Origin of the sequence: Sedimentibacter sp. (assembly GCF_038562225.1) — a bacterium.
Classification (GTDB): Bacteria; Bacillota; Clostridia; order Tissierellales; family Sedimentibacteraceae; genus Sedimentibacter.
The window spans coordinates 101315-125426 of record NZ_JBCFAS010000001.1 but is presented as its reverse complement, the minus strand read 5'-3'; the positions used below and the strand labels follow the sequence as shown (position 1 = coordinate 125426).

General features: G+C 43.3%; 25 protein-coding genes and 1 riboswitch. Of the genes, 3 read left to right on the top strand and 22 right to left on the bottom strand.

Going from position 1 to position 24112, the window contains the following annotated elements:
* Positions 1–83: 83 nt before the first annotated feature.
* From AAGU76_RS00600 to AAGU76_RS00585, 4 genes are all read right to left on the bottom strand, one after another.
* Positions 84–806: a hypothetical protein gene (locus AAGU76_RS00600; RefSeq protein WP_342483498.1), complete on the bottom strand. Its 723-nt coding sequence runs from the start codon at positions 804–806 to the stop codon at positions 84–86.
* Positions 796–1638, bottom strand: coding sequence for a 4Fe-4S binding protein (locus AAGU76_RS00595; protein ID WP_342483497.1), 843 nt, complete (start codon positions 1636–1638; stop codon positions 796–798). Before AAGU76_RS00595 ends, AAGU76_RS00600 begins: the two co-directional genes overlap by 11 nt.
* Positions 1639–1770: 132 nt before the next feature.
* Positions 1771–2238 carry a ferritin-like domain-containing protein gene (locus AAGU76_RS00590; protein WP_342483496.1) on the bottom strand — a complete coding sequence of 156 codons (468 nt, stop codon included), beginning with the start codon at positions 2236–2238 and terminating at the stop codon, positions 1771–1773.
* A gap of 113 nt (positions 2239–2351) precedes the next feature.
* Positions 2352–3194 (bottom strand): ATP-binding protein, encoded by an 843-nt coding sequence (locus tag AAGU76_RS00585; protein ID WP_342483495.1) that lies wholly within the window; start codon positions 3192–3194, stop codon positions 2352–2354.
* A 172-nt stretch (positions 3195–3366) separates the two neighbouring features.
* Between AAGU76_RS00585 and AAGU76_RS00580 the strand changes: the two genes are divergently transcribed.
* Complete coding sequence (locus AAGU76_RS00580) at positions 3367–4176, top strand: TIGR00266 family protein (RefSeq protein WP_342483494.1); 810 nt, start codon at positions 3367–3369, stop codon at positions 4174–4176.
* Positions 4177–4329: 153 nt separating this feature from the next.
* On the opposite strand, the gene AAGU76_RS00575 is transcribed toward AAGU76_RS00580, so the two are convergent.
* The 17 genes from AAGU76_RS00575 to AAGU76_RS00495 form a co-directional block, all read right to left on the bottom strand.
* Positions 4330–5220, bottom strand: coding sequence for a BadF/BadG/BcrA/BcrD ATPase family protein (locus AAGU76_RS00575; protein ID WP_342483493.1), 891 nt, complete (start codon positions 5218–5220; stop codon positions 4330–4332).
* 243 nt (positions 5221–5463) lie between these two features.
* Positions 5464–5652, bottom strand: coding sequence for a ferredoxin (locus AAGU76_RS00570; RefSeq protein ID WP_342483492.1), 189 nt, complete (start codon positions 5650–5652; stop codon positions 5464–5466).
* Between the two features lie 72 nt (positions 5653–5724).
* Positions 5725–5910: a hypothetical protein gene (locus AAGU76_RS00565; RefSeq protein WP_342483491.1), complete on the bottom strand. Its 186-nt coding sequence runs from the start codon at positions 5908–5910 to the stop codon at positions 5725–5727.
* Between the two features lie 66 nt (positions 5911–5976).
* Positions 5977–6411, bottom strand: coding sequence for an MOSC domain-containing protein (locus AAGU76_RS00560; RefSeq protein ID WP_342483490.1), 435 nt, complete (start codon positions 6409–6411; stop codon positions 5977–5979).
* 10 nt (positions 6412–6421) lie between these two features.
* Positions 6422–6898: a cyclic pyranopterin monophosphate synthase MoaC gene (gene moaC, locus AAGU76_RS00555; protein WP_342483489.1), complete on the bottom strand. Its 477-nt coding sequence runs from the start codon at positions 6896–6898 to the stop codon at positions 6422–6424.
* A 1-nt stretch (position 6899) separates the two neighbouring features.
* Positions 6900–7856, bottom strand: a complete 957-nt coding sequence (gene moaA, locus AAGU76_RS00550; protein WP_342483488.1) for a GTP 3',8-cyclase MoaA — start codon at positions 7854–7856, stop codon at positions 6900–6902.
* Between the two features lie 4 nt (positions 7857–7860).
* Positions 7861–9774 carry a molybdopterin biosynthesis protein gene (locus AAGU76_RS00545; RefSeq protein WP_342484660.1) on the bottom strand — a complete coding sequence of 638 codons (1914 nt, stop codon included), beginning with the start codon at positions 9772–9774 and terminating at the stop codon, positions 7861–7863.
* Between the two features lie 5 nt (positions 9775–9779).
* A complete protein-coding gene (gene glp / locus AAGU76_RS00540) occupies positions 9780–11006 on the bottom strand; it encodes a gephyrin-like molybdotransferase Glp (protein WP_342483487.1) in 1227 nt (408 codons plus the stop codon).
* 9 nt (positions 11007–11015) lie between these two features.
* Positions 11016–11504 carry a MogA/MoaB family molybdenum cofactor biosynthesis protein gene (locus tag AAGU76_RS00535; protein ID WP_342483486.1) on the bottom strand — a complete coding sequence of 163 codons (489 nt, stop codon included), beginning with the start codon at positions 11502–11504 and terminating at the stop codon, positions 11016–11018.
* Positions 11505–11518: 14 nt separating this feature from the next.
* Complete coding sequence (locus tag AAGU76_RS00530) at positions 11519–12211, bottom strand: ATP-binding cassette domain-containing protein (RefSeq protein ID WP_342483485.1); 693 nt, start codon at positions 12209–12211, stop codon at positions 11519–11521.
* 1 nt (position 12212) lies between these two features.
* On the bottom strand, positions 12213–12878 hold the full coding sequence (locus tag AAGU76_RS00525) for an ABC transporter permease (RefSeq protein ID WP_342483484.1): 666 nt from the start codon (positions 12876–12878) through the stop codon (positions 12213–12215).
* A gap of 9 nt (positions 12879–12887) precedes the next feature.
* On the bottom strand, positions 12888–13772 hold the full coding sequence (locus AAGU76_RS00520) for a substrate-binding domain-containing protein (protein WP_342484659.1): 885 nt from the start codon (positions 13770–13772) through the stop codon (positions 12888–12890).
* A 54-nt stretch (positions 13773–13826) separates the two neighbouring features.
* Positions 13827–13943: riboswitch (molybdenum cofactor riboswitch) on the bottom strand.
* Positions 13944–14043: 100 nt separating this feature from the next.
* Entirely contained in the window at positions 14044–15243 is a 1200-nt protein-coding gene (gene megL / locus AAGU76_RS00515; protein ID WP_342483483.1) for a methionine gamma-lyase, read from the bottom strand.
* A 21-nt stretch (positions 15244–15264) separates the two neighbouring features.
* Positions 15265–16806: a sigma 54-interacting transcriptional regulator gene (locus AAGU76_RS00510; RefSeq protein WP_342483482.1), complete on the bottom strand. Its 1542-nt coding sequence runs from the start codon at positions 16804–16806 to the stop codon at positions 15265–15267.
* Positions 16807–17034: 228 nt separating this feature from the next.
* Complete coding sequence (locus AAGU76_RS00505) at positions 17035–18405, bottom strand: ATP-binding protein (RefSeq protein ID WP_342483481.1); 1371 nt, start codon at positions 18403–18405, stop codon at positions 17035–17037.
* The gene (locus tag AAGU76_RS00500) at positions 18392–19090 is read right to left on the bottom strand and encodes a response regulator transcription factor (protein ID WP_342483480.1); all 699 of its coding nucleotides are present in this window, start codon (positions 19088–19090) and stop codon (positions 18392–18394) included. Before AAGU76_RS00500 ends, AAGU76_RS00505 begins: the two co-directional genes overlap by 14 nt.
* Positions 19091–19103: 13 nt before the next feature.
* Positions 19104–20897, bottom strand: a complete 1794-nt coding sequence (locus tag AAGU76_RS00495) for a sulfite exporter TauE/SafE family protein (RefSeq protein WP_342483479.1) — start codon at positions 20895–20897, stop codon at positions 19104–19106.
* 262 nt (positions 20898–21159) lie between these two features.
* On the opposite strand from AAGU76_RS00495, the gene AAGU76_RS00490 reads away from it, so the two are divergent.
* Together AAGU76_RS00490 and AAGU76_RS00485 are read left to right on the top strand one after the other, a co-directional pair.
* Positions 21160–21279, top strand: a complete 120-nt coding sequence (locus AAGU76_RS00490) for an LDCC motif putative metal-binding protein (RefSeq protein WP_342483478.1) — start codon at positions 21160–21162, stop codon at positions 21277–21279.
* A gap of 195 nt (positions 21280–21474) precedes the next feature.
* The gene (locus AAGU76_RS00485) at positions 21475–22779 is read left to right on the top strand and encodes a Na+/H+ antiporter NhaC family protein (RefSeq protein ID WP_342483477.1); all 1305 of its coding nucleotides are present in this window, start codon (positions 21475–21477) and stop codon (positions 22777–22779) included.
* A gap of 34 nt (positions 22780–22813) precedes the next feature.
* Here the strand turns inward: AAGU76_RS00485 and AAGU76_RS00480 are convergent, their stop codons facing one another.
* Positions 22814–24085, bottom strand: a complete 1272-nt coding sequence (locus AAGU76_RS00480; RefSeq protein WP_342483476.1) for a LysM peptidoglycan-binding domain-containing protein — start codon at positions 24083–24085, stop codon at positions 22814–22816.
* Positions 24086–24112: the final 27 nt, after the last annotated feature.

The window sequence follows — 24112 nt, the reverse complement described above, 5'->3', positions numbered from 1 at the left end:
CATGAAAGACTGCACAGTTCAATCCATTCGATGGAGAATCGTAAAAACAGTTATTAATAGAAATTTGCCAGAAACATTATTTTTCAGGGTGCCAGTTCGTTTAGCTTGGCTTTGATTTCCGAGAAAGACAATCCCTCATCAAGACAAAAATCTTTTATTGACATGTTTGACGGCGGAATTTTTCTCCCCAGTATTTCTTCAATCTGCTCTTTTGCGATTCCTGCATCCAAAACCTGCTGGAAAGTTGTCTTGCCGTTTACAAGGTTTTCTTCCTCTGATATATCCTCTTCTTCTGTTTTTTGTTCTCCTGCTTCATCCTGACTGATTTTGGGAAGTTCAACCACATGCTCGAGAAGGTATTCCAATTGCTCATCAGTCAGGTTGTTGTTGTATTCAATTATGATATCAGCAGCCTGTTTGGGAAGGTACGTATCTTCCAAAGCAATGGGCAGATTCTTGTACAAGGCCACAAATACCTGAACCGAACCGTTTCCTATCTCGTTTTCCAAATCAGCGTACAACGACTCCAGTTCCTTTGTCTGGATTTCACGTTCGCCCAAACCCTCAAGTCCGAAAGCCCTGTAAAGAACTTCTGATTCTACCTCAAACAGACGTGAAACATCACTGAATGTGTAGGAACCTCTTATATCCTCGGGATTGTACTGACCTGCAAATTCTCCTTCCTTGTAAGTAGCTGGAATTTTGTCAGACTCTGTTGACCACACTCCTGCTGCAATGGTTACAGCTATTCCGCCGAATATTACGATAAAAATAATGAAAGCCATGCTCCTGATGTTAATTTTCATTGTCAGCCTCCTTTTCTGCAAATACATTTGTTTGAAGGTTTACGGTATTATCGACAGGACAGCTTCTTTCCGAAGTGCATTCGAAGCAGCTTATGCACTGCAGATCCCTGATAGTATCACTGCTTGAGACTTCTATGTTCATGGGACATGATCGGTCGCATTTTCTGCATGATATGCATGAAGAATCGTTTCTTCTTATCTTGAAGATTCTGAACTTATTTGTAATGCCCAGCAAAGCTCCGTAGGGACATGCGTACTTGCACCAGGGCCTTTCTGTGAACAATGACAACACAAGCGTAACAACAAGCACTGCTATTGCAAAAGGTGCTGCTTCTTCCGACCAGAACGAGAACAATGCGTTGTAAGGGTCAACCTTGTCAAATATGAGGTAACCTGATATGGATGTAATATAAACAACCCATATGAGCACACCATATCTTAAGTACCTGAGAATCCTGTCAGCTTTCTTCGGAACAACACTGTTGTACCTGTTTTTAAATATTTTCCTTCCTGCCTTCCCAACCCATTCCTGAGCCGAACCCAGAGGGCACACCCAGCCGCAGAATACCGGTCCGAAAAGGATTGCCAGAATAAAAATGACGGACATCAGTATTACTGAAGACATGTGTATTTTTTTAATAAACGTACCCAGCGTGAACAAATTGTAAAGCGTAACGACCCCGCCAAAGGGACACAGCGCGTGAAGCGACGCATCAGACAAAAATGGTATGCTTCCCGAACCCGATTCGGCCAGAGTCTTGTTCACAGTAATCAATGCTATGAGCGCAAAGAAAAAAATCTGCACCGCTCGCCTTATGTTCTTGTTTTTCATAAATATCTCCTCCTATAAATGTGAGTTAAATATATATGATATTTGTGTCATAAATGTGGCGAAATTTTGATTTTAATTATTTTTCGAACAGCAAAAAATCACGGCGCACCGTGATTTTAATAGTTTATTGTTTCAACGCATACCCGTAAGCATATACTGAAGCCATGACGCGTGGCGCTGCTCATCGTGAGAAGCATGCATGAAGTGCATCTGAATGTGCCTGTCATCTGTGTTGTATGCTACATTCTGATAAAATGACGCAGCGTTTAGTTCATCAACAATGGCTTCCTTTAACCCTTCCTCGTAATTTAACGGCACTTTGCCTTCAGGAATTTCCGGAATCTGCCCTCCAAGCCTTTGAAGAATCATGGTAAACCAGTGGTAATGCCTTGCTTCGTCCTGCTGAATGCTCTTTATTGTCTGACGTTCCCGGTCAGTGGGAGCAATCTCAGCCAGCGTTTCATAAAAGTAATAGGCATGAACCTCATCCCTTATGGCCCTTAAAACATCATTCACAAGCTCCGGGTTTATGTCCCCGCCGTCCTGCCACATTCCCATGCGGCCTCCGTATCCCTGATTGTCATAAAATGGGTTGTACATAATGATCTCCTTCCTGTCAATATATGTCATTATATTCAACCATCGACAAATTGTTTCGTTTTGAAGTCCAATGAAACAAAACCCCTCAAAGCTGAGCCTTAAGGGTAATTTCTTTAATAGTCGCCGGATGGCCTGGTGTCGTAGTCATCCAGGAAATTGTGCTTCACTCCGCCTTGTTTGTATCCGATAATCGTGTCCAGGTTTAAACTGTGGATGCTTCTGAATATGTTCATATCCACATTCGGATTAACCAGCTTCATTTTTTTTATAAGGTTTTTCATCTCCTGCCTCTTGGATGTTCCCTCGTCATCAATGGAACAGTGTTCCGTGAAACGGCATGCGCACTGAATAAACTGGAGTCCATTATGTTTTCTCCAGTGTATGATGTCCTCCTCGCGGATTTTGTACATGGGCCTTATGAGCTCCATTCCTTCAAAGTTGGTGCTGTGAAGCTTGGGCATCATCGTCTTTATCTCGGCTGCATAAAACATGCTCATAAGCACTGTTTCTATTGCATCGTCAAAATGGTGCCCCAATGCAATTTTGTTGCACCCGAGCTCCCTGGCGTTTCTGTACAGGTATCCTCTTCTCATCCTTGCGCACAGATAACACGGAGTCTGCTCTATGCTCTCTACTATGTTGAATATCTGAGTGTCAAATATCCTTATGGGGATGTTCAATAGCTTTGCATTGTCTATTATACGCTGCCTGTTTTCGGGATTGTATCCCGGATCCATCACCAGGTATTGTGTTTCAAACTTTATGTCGCTGTATTTTTGAAGCTGCTGCATGCATTTTGCCATAAGCATGGAATCCTTCCCGCCCGAAATGCACACTGCTATCTTATCATTGTCCTTGATGAGCTCATATTCCTTTATTGCTGATATGAATTTGGACCAGATGGTCTTCCTGTATTTTTTAATAATGCTTCTTTCTATTTCTTCAAACTTTTCCATATATTTTCCTGCTTTTTTTAATTTTCTTTTGACTTATTAATTATATTAACATGCAGTGCTAATTACAAGAAAAAATTTTTTCATGAATGTTGCATGTTGCTCATTATTTTGTTATGCTGAATATGCATAATATGGAAAACAACAAGGGGATCAATTATATCAGGAGGGAATTATGGAACGAGCGCACCAAGTTGACTTTCAGATTTTCGGTGATGACATCCAGTTTGTGGAAATCGGCCTTGATTACGGCGAAACCATCGTGGCAGAACCCGGGGCAATGATGTACATGGATGGAAACATTGAAATGGACACTGTTTTCGGAGACGGAAGCGGAACTGAAAAAGGAAAAGGATTCAAGGGTATACTTGCCACAGCAGGCAAGAGAGTTTTAACCGGAGAAAATTTGTTCACATCAACGTTTACAAACAAAGGCAGCCAAAAGAGCAGCATTGCATTTGCAGCACCGTATCCCGGTAAAATCATACCGGTAGAGCTCATGGAGTACGGCGGACAGCTCATATGCCAGCGTGATTCGTACCTTTGCTCTGCCAAGGGTATTCAGATTTCAATAGCATTCCAGAAGAAGATAGGAGCAGGTTTCTTCGGTGGAGAAGGTTTCATCATGCAGAAACTTTTAGGTGACGGGCTTGCTTTCCTTCATGCAGGCGGGACCATCATCAAAAAGGACCTTGGACCTGGAGAAAAGTTGTGCCTTGACACAGGCTGTCTTGTAGCATTTACTCAAGGTGTTGATTACGACGTTGAGTTTGTGGGCAATGTAAAGAGCGCATTGTTCGGGGGAGAAGGATTGTTCCTGGCAACGCTGAAAGGACCCGGAACAGTCTGGCTGCAGTCTCTTCCATTCAGCAGGATGGCTGACAGGATTTTTTCTGCAAGCAAGAAGGCAGGAGGCACCGGCTCTAAAGGCGAGGGGAGCCTGCTTGGAAACATAGGAATTGGAAACTTGTTCGGAGAAGATTAAATAGTTATAGCTTCGCAAGGGGACCTATGTCCCATTCTGTATACAAAAAAGTGCACACAGTGCACTTTTTATTTTTCAGCGGGTTGTTTGGAGCGGTACGTCTATTCCTTAAATGTCATGTTTTTCATAAATCCTGGCGTGAAAATTCCTCCGTTATAAGCTGTTATATATGCTGCAGACGCCTTTTGTGGCGGGAATGTCCTCTGCTATTATTTCATAGTTCTGTATGTTTTTCTGGATTTCATTCAGGTATGATGACACTGTGCAGCAGCTGTTGTGGAAAACTCCTCCCTTGAGCCCTATGGTCACAAGTCCGTTGAATCCGGCCTTTCTGTATGCCGTAAACGTAAGGTCGGCAAGATATTTCCCGGCGTTTTCCAGAAGACTGACCGCATAGGTGTCACCTTTCATGGAATGTTCAACAATAACAGGAAACAGAGAAGCTATTTCACTTTTTTCGTTGCTGTATATGAAATCCATTATTTCAGATCTTGATGAACCACCTATTTTTTCAAGTATCGCGCTGCTGAGTCTGTCAAAGGGAAGGCATTTGTCATACATGCACACTATATTCCTGAAAACTTCTATTACTGTGTGATAGCCGCTGCCCTCATCTCCGAGTATGTGACTCCAGCCGCCGACCATCTGGCCCTTTCCGGATTTTTGCACAAAGCATGAAGAACCGGTACCGGCTATTGCCAGTATTCCATCGCTGTTTCCGAAATATGCCTTGCATGCCATTTCCGCATCGTTTATTACAACCGTTTCAACCTCAAATGTCCTCTTTACATAATTCCTGATAAGCTGTGCGTAATTGCCGGTTTCAACGGCTGCCATGCCTATGGCTATTAGATTGCAATGCTCCCTGCCCAAATCCAAAAGGCATTCACCTATCAAGGAAATTGAGTTGTTGATGGTCTTGTCCAAATTCACTGCAGGATTACCAAATCCTCCGGTTTTTGAATAAATCGGCTTATAACTCATGTCGTAGGCTGTCAGCTCCGACTTGGTTCCCCCTGCATCAATACCAATTAAGTAGTTCATGTTATTCACCGCCTTTAATCTATTATAGCACAGTTTTTTTAACTTTCTACCACTTTATGCATGTTTTCAAATAAATTTAAAGTTTTACAGCATTGTCATCATGGCTTCAAGCATTGCCATTATGGCTTCAAGGAATCGCAGTTTCGTATCAGCTAGCTTTAGCTCGCAACAATGGGGTTAGGGCTCGCAACAATGGGGTTAGGGCATACAAAAAGACTTCCCAAAGAAAGTCTTTTAGTGAATTTATTCAATTATGATCGCGTTGGTCGGGCATGCTTCCTTTGATTCTTCGGCGCAATCCTCTGATCCTGCCGGAACGGGATCTGCGATGACCGTTGATATGTTCTCGTCATCCAGCTTGAACACATCCGGGCAAATTGATTCGCAAAGGCCGCAGCTGATGCATGCGTCTCTTTCCACAATTGCTTTCATAAATATTCCTCCTTGAAATTAGAATGGACATTTAAATAAATATCATACATATATTTCTCATATCTGAAATTTTTATTCTAATTCCTTGTGATGAATTTTATTTATAATAATCTGTTTTGCCTTTTCGTGTCCTGCCTTTGCCTTTCCCTGCAGTTCCGGAACAGGAGGTTGTTCGTTTTTCTTAAAATGTGTTATCTTGTTGCTTTCTGTGCCATGGGGATCTCTTGGATCCGGCCTTCTCATTCCTGCTTTCGCCATTGTATCACCTCATTATTATTTTGGTGATTTAAGCATCATTTATTCATTCTAATTTTAAAAATTTAATCAGGATATTACCGTTATTTCATCTCCGGCCTTCACCCATCCGGGAACCAGCACTTTTGCGAATATTCCTTCTCTTGGCATCACACAGTCTCCCACAAGTTCCCTTATGGCGCATCCCTTGTGGCATTCCTTCCCTATCTGAGTGACTTCCATCTCTGTTTCACCTATCTTAAGTTTTGTTCCTATGGGAAGGTCGTACAAAACTATTCCTTCTGTGGTGATATTTTCTGCAAACTTGCCCGGAGTCAATCCTTCGGCTCCAGATTTAATCATTTTATCTATACTTTCCTGGGCAAGCAGGCTAACCTGCCTGTGCCAGCTGCCTGCATGGGCATCTCCTTCAAGTCCGTGATTAAGCTGAAAATATCCCTTTTCAATTGTTTCCTTCACAACGCCCTTTGTTTCACTTATGTTTACAGCAGTTACTTTTGCCATGATTCACCTCTTAAGTATTTCTTTCAAATGTTCCGGATTTTCCGCCTGATTTTTTCATAAGCATCACATCAGACACTACCATTTCTCTGTCTATTGCCTTGCACATATCGTAGATTGTCAGTGCCGCCAGTGAAACGGCACACAGCGCTTCCATCTCGATGCCTGTCTGGCCCGTGGTTTTTGCCGTTGCAGTTATTTCAACCCTGTTCTTTTCAAAATCCAGAGAAAAGCTGATGTCGCAGCCTGATATCATTATGGGATGGCACATGGGTATTATATCGGAGGTTTTCTTTGCTCCCATTATTCCCGCAACCTGTGCCACAGATAGGACGTCGCCCTTCTTTATGGTGCCTTCCCGTATTTTTTCAAGCGTCTCTTTCTTCATGTAAACGCATCCGCAGGCGACAGCTTCCCTGAACGTCTCCTGCTTCTGGCTTACATCAACCATTCTTGCCCTGCCCTGTTCGTTTATGTGAGTAAGTTCCATATTAGCCTCCAATCTGGTACATCATTTTGGCCGAGTGGCTTTTCTTTTCGGTCTCAAGATGATGTTCTGCAGGTTTGTTATACACTGCATCTTTCATGACCTCAATGAGTTTTTCCTGATCGTCAAGATACGGAAGGATGTTGATTTCCTCCTGGGAATGGAGGCACGGCTTTATGGTTCCTGTTGCGGTGAGCCTTATGCGGTTGCAGTCTGAGCAGAATTTGCAGCTTATGGGTGTAATGAGCCCCACAGACCCCTTGGCTCCCGGCAACTTGTATACGGATGCCACCTTGCTGTCGTCCTTTATCTGAACCAGCTCCGGAAATCTTTCCAGAATCTCTTCAACCTTCATGCTGCACCTGTCATAATACCTGTATCCTTCGCCTATGGGCATCAGTTCTATGAATCTTATCTGTATGGGCAGCTCTTTCGTCATGTTTATGAAATCACCGATTTCATCGTCATTTATGCCCTTCATCAGTACCGTATTTATTTTAACCGGAACCATGTCAAGGCTCATGCATTTTTCGATAGCAGCCATAACCCTGCCTATGTCGCCTAATCTTGTGATCTCTCTGAACTTGTCAGCCTTTAAGGTGTCCAGGCTTATGTTCACCCTCTTAAGGCCTGCTTTTTTAAGGTCCTCTGCCATATCGGCAAGAAGAATTCCGTTTGTAGTTAGCGAAATGTCTTTTATGGAAGACATTGACGAAGTATGTGCTATAAGCTTGTCGATACCTTTAAGAATCAGAGGCTCTCCGCCCGTAAACCTGACTTTTTTGATTCCTATGGCTGCGCATGCGGTTATTACCTTTTCTATCTGCTCAAAACGCATTATGTCCTGGTGGCATACTTTTCCTATGCCTTCTTCAGGCATGCAGTATATGCAGCGCAGGTTGCACCTGTCAGTAAGCGATACCCTTAAATAATCAATTGTTCTTCCCTTATTGTCAAGCATGTGATCAGCTCCTCTGATAAATTGTTCTGCCTGTGTTAGTGTAGTCGTATCCCCCAAGTTCATCAAGCTTGTTTTTGAACTCCTGTGATTTGATTGTCTCGATGAATTCCTTAACTATTTCCGTTTCCATATATTCTTCCGGTATCGCCAGGTCATATTCTTCGTTGCAAACCGGTATGAAGTCAAGTCCCATCATTGCTGCAGCAGAGTAAACTCCAAGACCCGCATCTGCATCGCCTGATTCAACGGCGGCCGCAACTGCAAGATGTGTGAATTCTTCCCTGTAATATCCGTTTATTTTTCCTGTTTCAATTTTAAGTTTATTAAGGTTGTAGTCAAGCAGCAGCCTTGTGCCTGACCCTCTCTGCCTGTTCACGAACTTCACGTCTTCCCTTGTGAGATCTTCGAATTTTGTTATGTTCTTCGGATTGCCCTTTTTCACCATGAAGCCCTGGATGCGGTTCACGCATTTGACCAGGCAGATGCTCTTTCCCGGAAGGTATTTTTTCAGGTATGACAAGTTGTATTCGCCTGACTCCATATCCAGCAGATGGGTGGGAGCCATGTGGGTCTCACCTGTTTTAAGGGCCATAAGACCGCCTGTTGATCCCACATTGGCAGAAGACAGGAAAAACTTCCTGTTCCTTCCGTGTATTAAATCAGCAGCTATGTCTATTATCGGGTCATGGCTTCCTATGCTGATGAGCGTGTTCTTAATTTTCTCTTCGGGTGTCAAAAGCTTTATTTCAACCTCAGTGCCCGCTTCAATCCCTTCGATGCTCTGGTCAATTTCAAGCACGCCGTCAGCGTTTACCAATGACATAGTTGCTCCTGCTCCTCTTGTAAGCGGAGTGGCAATGTAGCGTCCTGCCACGTATCCGAGCTTCACTCTTACAAACTCCAGATATTTAAGTGAAGACATGCACCTTCTGGTGATAAATGCCTTAACTTTTGCCGGCTCCTCTGCTTCAAGGCCTTGGTATGCCAGTACAAGCTTCCTAGCTATTTCTTCCATAACAAAATAGGCTGAAACAGGGTATCCGGGTATACCTATTATGGGCTTATTGTTTATGACACCCATCATAACGGGTTTTCCGGGCTTTATGGCAACCCCGTGTATAATGAGGTTTCCAAGTTCTCCTATGACATATGAGGTGAAATCTTCCCTTCCTGCAGATGAGCCTGCATTTATAAGCACTATGTCGTTTTCTTCAATGGCCTTCTGTACAGCAGCTTTAATTTTGCCGTAATCATCCTTGACTATGGGATATCGGGTGGGTATGGATCCCCAGTCGCTTACCTGAGCAGAAAATGTTCTGGAGTTGAAGTCGATTATGTCTCCCACCTTTAGTTCTGTTCCCGGCTCAACAATTTCCGTACCAGTTGGTATTATCCCTACCCTTGGGCGCTTGAAAACTTCAACTTCGTTTATTCCGCCGGCAATGAGCGCTCCTATGTCCACCGGCCTTATTTTATGCCTTGAAGGAACTATGAGCTGATTTTCAACGATGTCTTCGCCCAGCGGCCTTATGTTCTGCCATGGAACGGCACTCTGGTATATCTCAAACTTGTTCTCTCCTGCCTTTATTAGGTCCTCAATCATTATGACGCAGTCAAATTCTCTTGGAATGGGATCTCCAGTGTCTACAACAACGTAGTCTTCTCCCTCCGTGAGAATCACATGGTTTCTGTCAGAAGCTGAAGCAGTACGTTCGCTTTTGGCTGCAATGCCGTCCATGGCCGACGAATTGTAATGAGGTGAAGATATGGCTGCAAACACGGCGCTGGCTGTAACCCTTCCGTTTGCATCCCACGTTCTGATTTTTTCAGTCTGGGGATTAAATTCACCCAGTTTTTCAAAATACATTTTTATAGCTTCGTCAAGCTCGTAATTGGACAAATATACCTTTTGCATAATCCCTCCTAAAATCTGTATACGCTGACTGTCTGACCTTCCCGTATACCCTCCTCGTTTCTTTCAATCCGTATATATCCCCAGGCCTTTGAAAACCCTGTAATCAGACCGGACTTTCCAAACACGGGACATGCAGTAAGTGACTGTCCGTCGTCCTCGATAGTCACAGGCAGATATTCTTCCCGGCCCTTGGCTTTGTGATAATTTATTTTGAACGTGCAGGTAACCGGATATGATTTTTCTTTATTGTTTGTAATCTTTTCGATGTAGTATTTAACCATTACCTGGAATATCACGGCGCATGCCAGAGGGTGTCCGGGCAGTCCGAATATTATCTTTCCCTTTGATTTGCCAATGATTGTTGGTTTCCCAGGCTTTACAGATATGCCGTGTACCAGCACTCCTTCATCTCCAAGATCGTCTATCACACTTACAGTGTTGTCCTTTTTCCCCACTGAGCTTCCTCCTGAAATCAGGACTATGTCACACTGCTTTACTGCCGTATCAACGGCATTCTTCAAAAGATTGTAATCATCCTTAATGAGTCCGAACTTCACAGGCGTGCACCCCTGCTCTTCTATGAGTGAGTACAAAAGATACGTGTTTATATCCCTTATCTGGCCTGGTTTAATTTCTTCTTCCGGGGGCACAACCTCATCGCCGGTTGAAATAATACCTATCCTTGGTTTATTTATTACGTTTACCCGTGTTATGCCGAGGCTTGCAAGAACCCCTATTTCATAGGCACGAAGCTTCGTCCCTGTTTTTATGACTGCTTCGCCCTTTTTTATGTCTTCTCCTATTTCTATCACATTTTCTCCAGGAGAAGCTGATTTTGAAGCAAGTATGGTGCTATCGTCAAGTTTTTCCGTATATTCGATCATCACCACCGAGTCGGCGCCTTTTGGAAGCATACCTCCCGTAGGTACGTAGTAGCACTGTCCTGGCATTGCAATTTCACCCGGTGCCTCGCATCCCATGAGCACTTCACCCTTCAAATCCAGCATTGACTGCATTGAATCGCTGGCTCCATACACATCCCTTGAATAGACTGCATAGCCGTCAACGGTGGATCTTCTGAAATCAGGCACATTGTCTGGAGCAACCACATCCTGTGAAAGTATCCTGCCCGCTGCTTCTAGAAGGCTGACTGTCTCCTCTTCAAGCTCCAAGCTGAAATTATCATCTATTACCTTTCTTGTATCCTTAACTGTCAAAACGTTGAACAAATCCATTGCTTCCTCCTATCTGGCGCACTCTCCGCCTGTGCCGTTTAGAATTTCAATGCCGTGAGGAAGTGCAGGAAGCACGAACTCCAGGTTTTCAACAGCTCCCCTGGGGCTTCCCGGAAGATTGATGATGAGGGTATTGTCCCTTATGCCGGCTATAGCCCTTGACAGCATAGCCTTTGGAGTGATTGCAAGAGACATCTGCCTCATGGCCTCACATATTCCCGGCGCCTGTTTTTTTATTACGTTCAGTGTTGCTTCGGGAGTAACATCCCTCTTTGAAAATCCAGTTCCTCCGTTTGTGAGAACCAGGTCAAGCTTCAGCTCGTCGCACATGTAAATGAGCTCCTGGCTGATTATATCTATTTCATCGGGTACTACCTTGTAATATTCAACTTTGTATTGTTTTCCTTCAATTGCTTCCCTGATTGCAGGTCCGGTTCCGTCTACTCTTTCTCCCCTTGAACCTTTGTCGCTTATTGTTAGTATTCCAGTTCTTATCATATTTCCTCCAATGCTTAAATGTTTAATATTTGTCTTACAAGCTTATTTGCAGGGTTGTTCAGGACATTTTCTGCTTTTCCCATTTCTATTATCTTTCCCTTATCCATAAATATAACCTGATCTGCAATTCTTTTAGCCTGGTGCACATCGTGTGTGATCAATATGACCGTTCTGTTGTTTTCTGCCATTTGCCTTATGAGATTTTCAGCCCGCATGGAACTTTCTATGTCCATGGCAGCTGTGGGTTCATCTAGCATCGTCAGTTCTGTTTCCAGTACAGCTGTCCTTAAGAGCGCAATCTTTGCCCTTTCTCCTCCTGACAGCCACGATGACTTTTTGTTCAGTAAATCGTCGACTTCAAAATAACTTTTATATTTGTCAAATCTTTTCTGCAATTCTTCCTTAGGTGTCCTTTTGTATTTAAGGCCGCTTACAATGTTCTCGTAGGAAGTCTTGTTGAAAAGGTAAGGCTTTTGAACAAGTATGGATATTGAATTCCTCAAGTTTGCATCTAGCTTCCTGCCATCATAAAGGATGCTGCCCTCGCTGAGGCATTCAAGACCTGCCATGCAGCTCATAAGAGTGCTTTTCCCGCTGCCGTTTGATCCGAGTATGGCATAGATGCCTTTTGTAAACTCCAGACTTCCGATGTCAAGCACACGGCATGTATCGTAGTCCTTCACCGCATCTGATAATAATACCTTCATGTTACCTCCTCTGAACCCTGTACATCACCGTATTCACCAGAAATGATATGAACAGGAGCACAAAGCCTATAGCCACAGCTTCCTCGAAATTTCCCTTCCCCGTCTCAAGGGCGATGTATGTTGTCATGACTCTGGTTTTATTCTTGATGTTGCCTCCCACCATCATTACTGCTCCAACCTCGGAAATTGCCCGGCCGAAACCTGCCGTAATAACAGAAAGGAGCTGCATCCTGCACTCGCTTACAATAGTAACTAAAGTGCTCATTTTGTCTGCACCGAGTGATATGCATGTCAGCTCAATATTCTTTGCAATTTCTGAAATTGATGAAACTGTTAGTCCGAAAATAATGGGAAAGACCAGAAGAGTCTGCGAAATTATCATTGCCTCAGGGGAAAACAAAAGGCCGAAGCTTCCCAAAGGCCCCTTTCTGGAAAGCAGCATGTAAACTAAAAGGCCTATAAGTACCGGAGGCAGGCTCATGAGGGTGTTAGCCACCCTCATGATTGATTTTTTCAATTTGAATTCATTCAAAGCAACAACAATACCCGCAAAAAGTCCTAACACTGATGCTATTAAGGTCGAAGTGAGGGATACCTTTAAGGATAGCCCCACAACCGGCAGTATATCATTGTATGTAGTTAAAAATTCTTTGATAAATTCAAACATCAGCTCACCTTATTTCGCGTTCGGCACAAACAATGATTCTCCGAATTCTTCCTTGCCAAATCCGGCAATGAGTTCCTGTCCCTCGTCAGACAGAAGGAAATCCATGAATTCCTGAACCTCCTGTTCCTTTACAGGATACTTGTCCGGGTTCACCATCATCACCCCGTATTGATTGTACATCTTGTCGTTCTTTTCTGTCACTATGACCAGGTCAAGCTCATCCTTCATTGAAAGATATGTTGCCCTGTCTGTCAAAGTGTAACCCTGCTTTTCAGCAGCCATCTGCAGCACTGCACCCATGCCTGTTCCTGCCGAAACATACCATTCCCCTTCAGGAATGATGTTAAGTTCTTTCCAGTAGGATTTTTCCTTTGTGTGCGTTCCCGAATCATCCCCTCTGGAAATGAATGTTGCCTTATTTTGTTCAATAAGTTCAAAGGCTTTTATAGGATCGTTGGGAGCATTTGTCAACAGCCCTGCAGGATCTGATTCTGGTCCAACAATGATAAAATCATTGTACATAACATCAAATCTTTCCTTGGCGTATCCTTCGGCAACAAAAGCTTCTTCCTGGGCTTTTGCATGAACGAGAACTCCATCTGCATCTCCGTTTTTTGCAAGCTCCAGCGCAGCTCCAGTACCCTTGGCAACAACTTCAACAGTTATGCCTGTCTTTTCCCTGAAGATAGGAAGAAGGTAATCAAGAAGTCCTGAATCCTGTGTACTTGTTGTTGTTGCAAGAACAAAGCTTCGTTCCTCTGCAGGCTGTGCAGGTGTTTGTTCTGCCGGTTTTTCCTGAGCAGGCTGTTCAGCTTTAGGCTGCTCTGTTTTAGCGCATGCTGCCATTGAAAATATCATTGTCAATGAAAGCAAGAGGGCTAAAATGTTTTTCATCTTAGTTTTTTTCAAAATAAAAAAACCCCTTTCATATAATAGTATACGAAAAGAGAAATGCTGTAGATTTCTCCTTTCCAATGGGAGGCTTGTCTGTTTCCAAACAAACCCTTTCGGTTTGCGGCTCATAGCCTGGGCTTTAGACCCGCAAACTCGGAGATGTTACTTATACTATTTTATTAGGAAACCTAACAATTGTCAATGAATAATAAAAAAAACGGCCCGGAATGCTCCGGCCGTTTCGGATAACAATAAGTTTATTCGAATGAATTTACAGGATTTTGTCCAGTGCCTGCTTTAGATCTGCAATTATGTCATCGGCATCCTCAAGACCTACCGACAATCTAACCAGTCCTTCAGAAATACCCGATGCTGCCCTTTCCTCAGGCGTATACGGTGAATGAGTCATGGAAGCCGGATGTTGTATCAGTGTTTCGGTGTCGCCCAGGCTTACAGCCAGTGAGCAAAGTTCCACGGAATTCATGAGTATTCTTCCCGCATCAAGTCCGCCTTTAACTTCAAACGCAATCATAGCTCCCGGAAGGCTCATTTGCTTTTTGGCCAGCTCATGCTGGGGGAAGCTCTTAAGTCCCGGATATGCTATGGTCTTTACAGCCGGATGGCTTTCAAGAAATTCAGCAACCTTCTGAGCGTTTTGACAGTGCTTTTCCATTCTCACTTCCAGCGTCTTCATTCCCCTGTTGATCAGGTACGAATCAAAAGGACTTATTACCGAACCTGTCATGTCCTTTATGCCCACAAGCCTTATCTGGTCGATTAATTGCTTCCTGCCTGCGGCAAAGCCGGCAATAACATCCCCATGTCCGTTCAGATACTTGGTTGCAGAGTGAACCACAACGTCGGCTCCCATATCAAGCGGCCTTTGGATGTAAGGGGTGCAGTATGTGTTGTCAACAACGACGGTGCAGTCCTTATTGGTATGTGCGATTTTTGAAATTTCCTCGATGTCTGAAATAAGCATGTTAGGATTTGCAGGGCTTTCAAGATACACCACCCTTGTATTGTCCTTCATCGCCATTCTTACATTTTCCGGGTCAGATGTGTCCACAAATGTAACGTCAACTCCAAAGCGTGATAACCCATGATTCATGAATGCAAATGTGCAGCCGTAAAGTGTCTTGGCAGCCACTATGTGGTCTCCTGCCTTAACTATTGCCCAGATAACTGATGTTATGGCTCCCATGCCTGAACCCATGGCTACTGCAGCCTGGGCGTTTTCAAGGCTTGCAAGCTTATCTTCAACCTGGGAGCTTGTTGGATTTCCAAGCCTCGTGTAAATGTACCCGTCCTCTTCAAGCGCAAATCTCCTTCCGCCCTGCTCGGCGGAATCAAATATGAAGGTTGATGTCTGGTAAATAGGAGTTGCCAACGCTCCGTACTCATTTTTCCTGTAGCCCGCATGAACAGCTCTGGTTGAAAATTTCATCCTGCTGAGTTTTTCTGTATCCATTTGAACCTCCTTAAATAATCATTAATTTTCCTTGCGGATGTTGTATTTCTTCATTCTGTTAATAAGCATGGTGTGGGTTACCTCAAGGCTTCTTGCGGCTTCCCGTATGCTTTTGTTCATTTTAAGACTCTCGGTTATTTTTTTCTTCTCAAGGTTTTCAAGACACTCCTTAAGGGACGTGCTCCCAAGGGATTCCTCCGGAACAATGTCGTAGTTAAGCATAATGTCCCTGGCTGTAATTTCTTTTTCTGTAGAAAGAGCTACCGCCCTTTCAAGAACATTCTGAAATTCCCTGACGTTTCCCGGCCAGTTGTAGTTGAGAAGTTTTCTCATGGCATTTTGTTTTATTCCGTCTATTTCCTTGTGATATCTTTTTGAATGAATGCGGGCGAAATGTTCAAACAGTATTGGAAGATCCTCTTTTCTTTCCCTCAGCGGCGGAATGTTTATGTTGAAGATGTTTATCCTGAACAAAAGATCCAGCCTGAACTCCTTGTTTCTGACCATTTCGTCGATGTTTTGGTTTGTGGCTGAAATAAGTCTAACATCGAAATTAACTTCGCTGGCGCCCCCAACTCTTCTGACCTTTTTTTCCTGCAAAACCCTCAGAAGCTTAGCCTGAAGGTGCGGCGCCATTTCGCCTATCTCATCAAGAAAAACCGTTCCGCCTCCGGCAATTTCAAAAATCCCGGCCTTGCCTTCCTTTCTGCCTCCGGTGAATGTTCCTCCCTCATAACCGAAAAGCTCGCTTTCGAGAAGCTGGTCCGGTATGGCCGCACAGTTTATGGCAATGAAAGGCTTGTTCTTTCTCCTGCTGTGATTGTGAATGGCTCTGGCGAAAAGTTCCTTGCCTGTTCCGCTTTCTCCGGTGATGAGGACCGGCGAATCAGACTTGGAATAAAGCTTGCCCTGCTTGATGGCATCAAGCATTTTATTGCTTTCAGCCACAATGTCCTCGAATGTTATGGGATTGTCGTAACGGTTGAAGACACTTGTGCCGTCCATTTCATAAAACGACAGAAGGTAGCTGCTTAAAACGTTTTCTTCACTTGTGATGGGCTGCAGATTAACCTGGTACAGCTGGCTGCCTATTTCCATGGTGTCTTTTGTCATGATACTGTTGTTTCTGCTCATGTTAAGAAACGATACAAGCTTGTCGTAATTCATGTATTTTCTGATGTTGATTCCGGTGATATCCCTGCCGGATGTCATGAAAATCTTGTCAGCCGCATAGTCGTTCACATACTTTATGTCTCCGCTTCTGCTTAACAGTGTTACACCGTGAGGAATGACATCAAGAACCTTCCTCATTTCGGTATCTTTTTCCTCAAAGGGGAACAGCTCTATCTCCTCGAGACTTGACCAGCCGTCTAGTTCCTTCAGCTCCATTTTTATGTTTTCCCAAACACCTTCTTCCATGGGCATGAGCTTTATGTATGCGACGTAGGCATACACTTCCATCCATATGAGTCCCACGTCATGATTGTGAAGTACGCTCAGGGCCTCATAGGTAAGGTGAGGTCTGTCTTCAGATGCCGTAAGTTTTATTTTCTTAGCTTCCATAGTTTCCTCCATTATAATATGCATATATTGTGCCAACTGAAATTTGTTATAATCGTTGAAAAATGAACCAGTAAAAAAAAAACCGCTGAAAAAATGGAACAATATCATTCCATAATTCAACGGGTTTGTAATATTAATGCTCGCAATGGTTCAATATCGTACCTTATGGTATAATTTTAAACCATTATTTGATGCTTGCCAACAAATTATTTTTCATCTTTTATATTTTTATTCAGAAACTTCGTCAAACACTGCTGTAAATATGGCCCCTCCACCTTCCGGGCTGCTTACATCTATAGATGCTGAATGAAGGTCCAGTATGTTTTTGACTATGGTAAGACCGATGCCGCTGCCTTCTGTCTCGTGCCTGCTTTTATCTCCCCGGTAAAGCCTCTCAAATATGTACGGCAGATCTTCCCGTGCAATGCCCATGCCATTGTCTTTAACTTCCACCCATATTTTTCCGTCAGAATTTTTCAAGTGAACAGAAACTTCTCCGCCCTTTGGAGTGAACTTCATGGCATTGTGAATGAGATTGAAAAAAACCTGCTTCAGCTTGTCTTCATCTCCGAGAACTTTGAAACTTCTGCCCTCCATTGAAAAGTTCAGTGAAATGCTCCTCTTTTCGGCTTCCATGGCAAATTCATTATGAAGCTTTTCAATGATCTCATCAAGGCTTATGGGCTGGAAATTAAGACTCATGCTTTCAGTTTCAAACTTCTTCAACACATCAAGACTGTTAAGAAGCTTTCCGAACCTTATGATTTCATCGTTGAGCCTGATGAGCCTCTCCTCGGTTACCGGAAAAACCCCATCAATCATGGCCTCAAGGTTGTTCTGCAGCACATTGAGGGGAGTCCTGATTTCGTGGGATATGTCAGAAACAAGACGTTTTCTTAGCATATCCTGCTTGTTTAGTTTTTCAGCCAGTATGTTGACGCTTTGCCTCAAATCCTCAATTTCCTTTACATTGCTTGTCTCCTTGGTCTTGGTACCAAATTCTCCCTTTGAAAGCCTCACCGACATGTTTGCCACTTCCTTGATAGGTGCGGATATCTGCTTCGAAAAATACAGGCTTGCTGCCACTATTATCAAAAGAGTCACCACACCGCTGAGAGCAATGCTTTCATTTATGGATGACTTGAACTGTATGTCTTCCTCTGTCATGAGAAGGGGAGAATACTGCCCCACCTCCACGTATCCGATAACCTCCTGCCCATGATGGAGTTCAAACCTCTTGACGGAATATACTCCCTGCTCCTCTACTTTCATGTTTCCCAGGTTCAGCTTGTTTCTTATGTCGCTGGGATTCATTCCCCATATGGGTCTGTTGTCCTTGTCGTAAAGAGTAAGATTGTAGTTGCTCATGTATGCTTCGTGCATAAGCTCGATTCCTGAATCTTCGCTCCACTTTCCCTGGCTCGAGTACACTTCCTCCAGATATGTGGTTATGGATTCATATCGTTTGTTCTGAACATCCTCCATGTAGTGCTCGAATATATCATTTACCGTCAAATTTACGAACAGCATTACAAGAAGTATGGCGGCCAGGGAACATACAGTCAGAAGGACTGCAATCTTATTTCTAATTGAATGCATGAAGCTCACCGCCAAATTTATATCCTGCCTTGGTGACAGTAACAATATACTTTGGATTTCTTGTATCTTCTTCTATTTTCTTTCTTATGTTTTTTATATGCACATCAACAGTCCTGTCATAACCATCAAAGTCATATCCGAAAATCTTGTCTATAAGCTGTTCCCTGGACATGACCTTGCCCTTGTTTGCAGCCAGTGTGTACAGTATGTCGAATTCGTTTGGAGTCATGGGTACCTCTGTGCCTTTGACATTCACCGAGCGTTTTTCGTAATTGATTGACAAATTGCCGTCGTCATAGATGTATTCCGATTTGCCCTCTTCCTTTTCAAGCCTCCTGAACAGTGAATTCACCCTGGCAGTAAGCTCTCTTGGACTGAACGGCTTGATCAGGTATTCATCGGCTCCGATGTTCAATCCTTCAATTTTATCATCAAGGGTGCTTTTTGCAGTGAGCATGAATATGTGTACATCCGATTCCTTTCGGATTATTCTGCACACTTCCTCTCCGCTGATGTCCGGAAGCATCAAATCCAATATTATGAGTTTGATGTTGTTTTTTCTGGCTGTCTCTATGCCTTCGACACCTTTGCCGGCAAGGAAAACACTGTACCCTTCCCTTTCAAGGTATGCTTTCATTACATCCGAAACTCTTTCATCATCTTCGATGATTAAAATATTTTTCATTTTGGTCTCCTTATCAGTCAGTTATAAGGCCGCTTCTTATTTCCTCCAGGTCTGCGCTGTCCAGGTCAGGAACCGACTTGAAAATTCCAAGCAGTGTTCCTTCCTTGACTATTCCATAAATACCGTCTTCTTCTGCCTTAAACTGCACCTGGTTTAATCCTCTGCTTCCGTTAAAAAAAGCCTTCTCTTCGCCTGTCATGCCATCGATTATAGAAAACTTTCCCTGGAAAAAATCAAATTCTTCAAAGTCAAACTGGACTATTATTGTTTCGCCGCTTTGAACAACTCCAATAATAGGCTGCAGTTCATATCCGATTCCCTTTAACAGAATCTTGTTCCCATTTGCTTTATTGATCAACATTTCTGTAGGTGCTTCCTTTATGTTGCCGTAGATGCTGGAGCCTGCAGTGCTTTGTGTGCCTTCGTCCTCCAGAGGTCTTGCGCAGCAGCTCGGTCCAGCGCTTGGAGCAGGAAGTGTCGGATCGTACTTGTTTGTGTCCACAATTCCCAGGTCGTCCACAACCCTGATCACCCCTCCTATCATTCCCATCCAGCAGCTGAAGTTCATATCCTTGTCAGCAGGCTCGAATTCAATTATGTTTTCCCCTTTGTTAATCTTCTTCTCCAAATTTAAAGAAAGAACTATAACCGCATTGTTGCAAGTGTTAAGTTCTGCACCATCAATAATCCATTTTACGGGAATTCCCTTCTGAACATAAAATGCATTTGGTGTGAATCCCTTGTTGCTTGCCGTCATTCTTATTACCTGGTAGCCGTCAACCATCTCTGCCTTTGCTACATTGGGATTTACGGCATCTTCTGACAAATTTTCTTCCTTCGCAAACGCCAGGGCAGTTGCGGGATTTACTCCAAGTATTGCAAGGCCCCTGTTTCCCATTATGAGACCCAGGACAATCACAAGAACTCCGCTCATTTTAAGAATCCTCTTGGTGTACCCTTTCGAAAGCAGTCCCGAAAGACCTCCGAAAGTAAGCATTAAAGGAACCGTACCCAGTGAGAAGAAAAACATGGAAAGAGCTCCTTTTGTCATACTTGATGTTCCCAGGGCGAAAAGCTGCATTGTCTGCAGTGGGCCGCAAGGCATGAGTCCGTTAAGTATTCCCACTATAAATGGAGATGATGACCTACTTTTAATCTTACAAAAAGATTTGGGCATTTTCAACTGAAATTTTCTGAATAATCCAAAACCTGCCATGTTGAAGCCCATCATGACCATGAAGACACCGGCAATTATCTGTACTGCAGCCTTGGATTTAATTGAAAGAGCAAACACTGAACCTGCAGCTCCTATTATTCCTCCCAGCACTGTGTATGATATGACCCTGCCCAGGTTGTACAACAGTGATGGTTTCAACGCATCCAGCTTACTGCCGCTTTCAGCCTTCAAGCTCTGCGACAGCATAATTCCGCCGCACATGCCCACACAGTGAATGGATGTAAGTATTCCGGCTATGAATAGTACACCATAGGAAGCGTTCTGCAATTTTGATTCCATGTCGAAGCCGCCTGTGTTAAACCCTAACAGTGCAATCACAGCAGCTATTATAAGAACACCAAGAAATTTGTAATCCGATTTTTCCGTCGCATATCCAGCTTTTTGAATAGCTTCCTTCAAACTTTCAATCTTAAAAACTTCGTCGTCATATTCTATGTCAAGGAATTGTCCGCTGAAGCTAGCCTTAGCGGTTATGACACCTTCTGTCTTGAGTGCTGAATTTTCCACCCTTGATTCGCAGGAAGAACATGTCATGTCGTACACTTTGATTCTTTCTTTTTTAATGCTCATTATACACCTCACCAATATTATTTTTGAAAATAATAAATTATTAAAATTATGGCAATAATAACAACAGTTGATATTAAGTAATCTTTGAATTTATATGTTTTTAGTGGACCTGGTCCTCCGCAGCAACCCATGATAATATTCTCCTTATGTTTTTTTATATATTAGTCCATATAAATGAAGAAAATATGAAGATTCATTCTATCTTCATATTTTCTTCACATGGGCAGTTTATAATAAACCAAGTTCTGAAGGTGGTGAGCATATGAAAAAAAATTGGTTTCAAAGATTTCTAGAAGCACTGGCCAAATCAAACGAGGAAGCTTTCAAAGGAAAGCCTCTGGACTGTTGCTCATTGAACAAAAATACTTCAGATAAAAAATAAAGCTAATATCTTATTGCAGGAAATCTCCTAATATAATTGTAAAATAAGACTGTCAGTATGCTGGACTGCCAGTCTTATTTTATTGTACTTTCAATTTTATGACATGAAAACTTTGATATTGCCTGACTTGATTTATGTTATTGTAATTTTCTGAAATGATATTTATAATGGTATTATCATTATCCGGAGGTTACTATGGACTTTTTGGCAGCTGTGGCTTTTTTCACACTTTCGCTGGTTTTCAGCATATCAAAAAATATTTCAACCATCTGGCCGTTGCTCTTGGGTATGGTTTCTTTTTCACTGGTGGCCTTTCACAGAGGCCATGATCTCAAAAGCATAGTAAACATGCTTCTTGGAGGTATGAAAAAGGCTTTGGCTCTCATGCCGATATTTGCTCTCATAGGAATAATAACGGCGCTGTGGAGGGCAGGAGGAACAATTTCATTTTTCGTCTACTACGGTACCAGGCTGATGAACCCGCAATACTTCATACTTTTTGCATTTTTCCTGACGTGCCTTGTTTCTTTCGCTTTAGGTACAAGCTTTGGCACTGCCGGAACAATCGGAGTTGTACTGATTGTTCTTGCAAAGGGAGGAGGTGTCAATCCAATGGCAGCTGCAGGTGCAATAGTATCAGGCGCGTTTTTCGGCGACAGGTGCTCACCGGTATCTTCAAGCGCAAACCTTGTTGCAACCGTTACAGGGACAAATTTGTACACCAACGTTAAAAACATGTTCAAGACAGGCTTTTTACCGTTTCTGCTTACGGCTGCATATTACGCATACCTTTCAGGACGGTATCCGCTGAGCCGTGCAAATTCAGAGCTTCTTGATCAAATAGCGTCTTATTTCAACTTGAACCTTCTGACCGTCCTTCCGGCGGCTGTGATTCTTTTTCTTGCCCTCATGAGAAAAAACGTTAAGCTATCCATGTTTTTCAGCATCATAGCGGCGTTCTTCGCATGCATATACCTGCAGAAAATATCACCGGTAGATATTTTAAAGACAATGGTATTCGGTTTTCATATAGAAGACGGGAGTTCTCTTGCAAATATAATTTCCGGCGGTGGTTTATTATCCATGGTAAATGTTTCATTGGTAGTTCTGATTGCATCATCCTACTCGGGCATATTCGAAGGAACAGGAATGCTCAATGACATACAGGGATTCCTTGTCAGGATGAGCGATAAGATTGGAGTGTATCTGACAACCATGTTCGCCAGCATCGCAACCTGCGCGTTCTGCTGCAATCAAACTCTTCCGGTGCTCCTGACTCAGCAGCTAATGGACAAAATATATAAAGGCAAAGGGTTTTCAAATGAAGAACTTGCAATAGACATTGAAAACACCGCCATATTGATTGCAGAGCTTTTTCCCTGGAGCATAGCCATAGCCGTACCTCTGGCTACTCTGTCCGTCGATTCAGGTGCCATTCCCTATGCGGTATACCTTTACATTGTTCCCTTGATCAATGTGTTCAGATTAAAGAATGCATAGTCTTATGGTTGTGGTCTTGATTTCGCTCCAATTCTCAAAGCTTTCTCACATCGAAATTGTCGTCCAGCAGCAGCCAGTTTTGGGTGAACGGATATCCAAGTCCCCAGTAGCTTAATCCGCGAAGATCATATTCCTTCACAGCATCAAATTTCGCCTGAGCGCTTCTGGCATCCTCAAACCAAACCTCATGGGCGTTGCCCTCATCATCTGTGTATCTGAAATATGGAGACTGGGCAACATAATCATACTTTATTTCAGACATGTGTTCATTTGCCCTTCTCATGGCTTCATCAACGCTTATGGTTTCAGCTTCATCGCCTGATGCAAACGGAAGCTTCCAGTCCCTGGCATATATTTGAAATCCCATGAGTATCTTGTTTCTTGGAATCACAGATACGGCATAGTCAAGAACCTTTTCTATCTCGTTTATGGGAGAGATTGCTCTTGGAGGTCCGCCTCTCCATCCCCACTCGTAGGTCATGAGAACCACAAAATCCGCCAGACGTCCATGGGCAGAATAATCATGGGCCTCATATAGAAGGCCTCTTTGTTCGGCGCTGACTTTGGGAGCCAATGCTGTTGAAACGAAAAATCCTTCATCGTGCAGCCTGTTCACGGTGCTTTCAAGGAAGCTGTTGTATGCCTCTTTGTCTTCCGGAAGCACATATTCAAAATCAATGTTGAGCCCACTGTATCCCTTGTCCTTCATGGTGCTGAGTATGTTGTCCTGCACGACTCTAACTGTGGCAGGGTTGTTGAGTATGATATTGGCTATGTTTTCACCTCTTACGTTTCGCGTAAAGTTAACAACGGACATCATTGGAACCACTCCGTTGGAAATGGCCTCCCCTATGGCAGGCTCGTCATCAATGGGAACGAGGCTTCCGTCTTCATTGATAAGGTATGCGAAGGGACTAAGGTACGTAAGAAATTCGCCTGCCCCTTCCACAATAGGCAGAGCATCACGACCGAGTATGTATGTGTATGCATTCACTTCTATCTCGGGCTTTTCCTTTTCGGGCAGCTTCAGAACCAGTCCCGGATAGATGATGTCAGGGTTTAAGATGCGGTTTTCCCATAAAAGTTCCTGCACGGGCACACCGTGGCTTTGAGCTATATTCCAGATTGTATCTCCTTGTTTTACCGTATATTCATTGGTTTTATCAGGTATTAACAGGGACTGTCCGACGAGAAGCACAGCAGGATTTTCCAGACCGTTGGCTTCCATTATGTCATGTATGTCAACCTTGTAGTAGTCGGCTATTCTCCACAATACCTCTCCTTGTTGAACCGTATGTATGCGCATGGCACCCTCCTCATATTATTTCAAGCT

What these genes read in the sequence shown, in the direction of transcription:
- AAGU76_RS00600 (WP_342483498.1), bottom strand. Translation starts at nt 806, where the DNA reads ATGAAAATTAACATCAGGAGCATGGCTTTCATTATTTTTATCGTAATA.
- AAGU76_RS00595 (WP_342483497.1), bottom strand. Translation starts at nt 1,638, where the DNA reads ATGAAAAACAAGAACATAAGGCGAGCGGTGCAGATTTTTTTCTTTGCG.
- AAGU76_RS00590 (WP_342483496.1), bottom strand. Translation starts at nt 2,238, where the DNA reads ATGTACAACCCATTTTATGACAATCAGGGATACGGAGGCCGCATGGGA.
- AAGU76_RS00585 (WP_342483495.1), bottom strand. Translation starts at nt 3,194, where the DNA reads ATGGAAAAGTTTGAAGAAATAGAAAGAAGCATTATTAAAAAATACAGG.
- AAGU76_RS00580 (WP_342483494.1), top strand. Translation starts at nt 3,367, where the DNA reads ATGGAACGAGCGCACCAAGTTGACTTTCAGATTTTCGGTGATGACATC.
- AAGU76_RS00575 (WP_342483493.1), bottom strand. Translation starts at nt 5,220, where the DNA reads ATGAACTACTTAATTGGTATTGATGCAGGGGGAACCAAGTCGGAGCTG.
- AAGU76_RS00570 (WP_342483492.1), bottom strand. Translation starts at nt 5,652, where the DNA reads ATGAAAGCAATTGTGGAAAGAGACGCATGCATCAGCTGCGGCCTTTGC.
- AAGU76_RS00565 (WP_342483491.1), bottom strand. Translation starts at nt 5,910, where the DNA reads ATGGCGAAAGCAGGAATGAGAAGGCCGGATCCAAGAGATCCCCATGGC.
- AAGU76_RS00560 (WP_342483490.1), bottom strand. Translation starts at nt 6,411, where the DNA reads ATGGCAAAAGTAACTGCTGTAAACATAAGTGAAACAAAGGGCGTTGTG.
- moaC (WP_342483489.1), bottom strand. Translation starts at nt 6,898, where the DNA reads ATGGAACTTACTCACATAAACGAACAGGGCAGGGCAAGAATGGTTGAT.
- moaA (WP_342483488.1), bottom strand. Translation starts at nt 7,856, where the DNA reads ATGCTTGACAATAAGGGAAGAACAATTGATTATTTAAGGGTATCGCTT.
- glp (WP_342483487.1), bottom strand. Translation starts at nt 11,006, where the DNA reads ATGGATTTGTTCAACGTTTTGACAGTTAAGGATACAAGAAAGGTAATA.
- AAGU76_RS00535 (WP_342483486.1), bottom strand. Translation starts at nt 11,504, where the DNA reads ATGATAAGAACTGGAATACTAACAATAAGCGACAAAGGTTCAAGGGGA.
- AAGU76_RS00530 (WP_342483485.1), bottom strand. Translation starts at nt 12,211, where the DNA reads ATGAAGGTATTATTATCAGATGCGGTGAAGGACTACGATACATGCCGT.
- AAGU76_RS00525 (WP_342483484.1), bottom strand. Translation starts at nt 12,878, where the DNA reads ATGTTTGAATTTATCAAAGAATTTTTAACTACATACAATGATATACTG.
- AAGU76_RS00520 (WP_342484659.1), bottom strand. Translation starts at nt 13,772, where the DNA reads ATGAAAAACATTTTAGCCCTCTTGCTTTCATTGACAATGATATTTTCA.
- megL (WP_342483483.1), bottom strand. Translation starts at nt 15,243, where the DNA reads ATGGATACAGAAAAACTCAGCAGGATGAAATTTTCAACCAGAGCTGTT.
- AAGU76_RS00510 (WP_342483482.1), bottom strand. Translation starts at nt 16,806, where the DNA reads ATGGAAGCTAAGAAAATAAAACTTACGGCATCTGAAGACAGACCTCAC.
- AAGU76_RS00505 (WP_342483481.1), bottom strand. Translation starts at nt 18,405, where the DNA reads ATGCATTCAATTAGAAATAAGATTGCAGTCCTTCTGACTGTATGTTCC.
- AAGU76_RS00500 (WP_342483480.1), bottom strand. Translation starts at nt 19,090, where the DNA reads ATGAAAAATATTTTAATCATCGAAGATGATGAAAGAGTTTCGGATGTA.
- AAGU76_RS00495 (WP_342483479.1), bottom strand. Translation starts at nt 20,897, where the DNA reads ATGAGCATTAAAAAAGAAAGAATCAAAGTGTACGACATGACATGTTCT.
- AAGU76_RS00490 (WP_342483478.1), top strand. Translation starts at nt 21,160, where the DNA reads ATGAAAAAAAATTGGTTTCAAAGATTTCTAGAAGCACTGGCCAAATCA.
- AAGU76_RS00485 (WP_342483477.1), top strand. Translation starts at nt 21,475, where the DNA reads ATGGACTTTTTGGCAGCTGTGGCTTTTTTCACACTTTCGCTGGTTTTC.
- AAGU76_RS00480 (WP_342483476.1), bottom strand. Translation starts at nt 24,085, where the DNA reads ATGCGCATACATACGGTTCAACAAGGAGAGGTATTGTGGAGAATAGCC.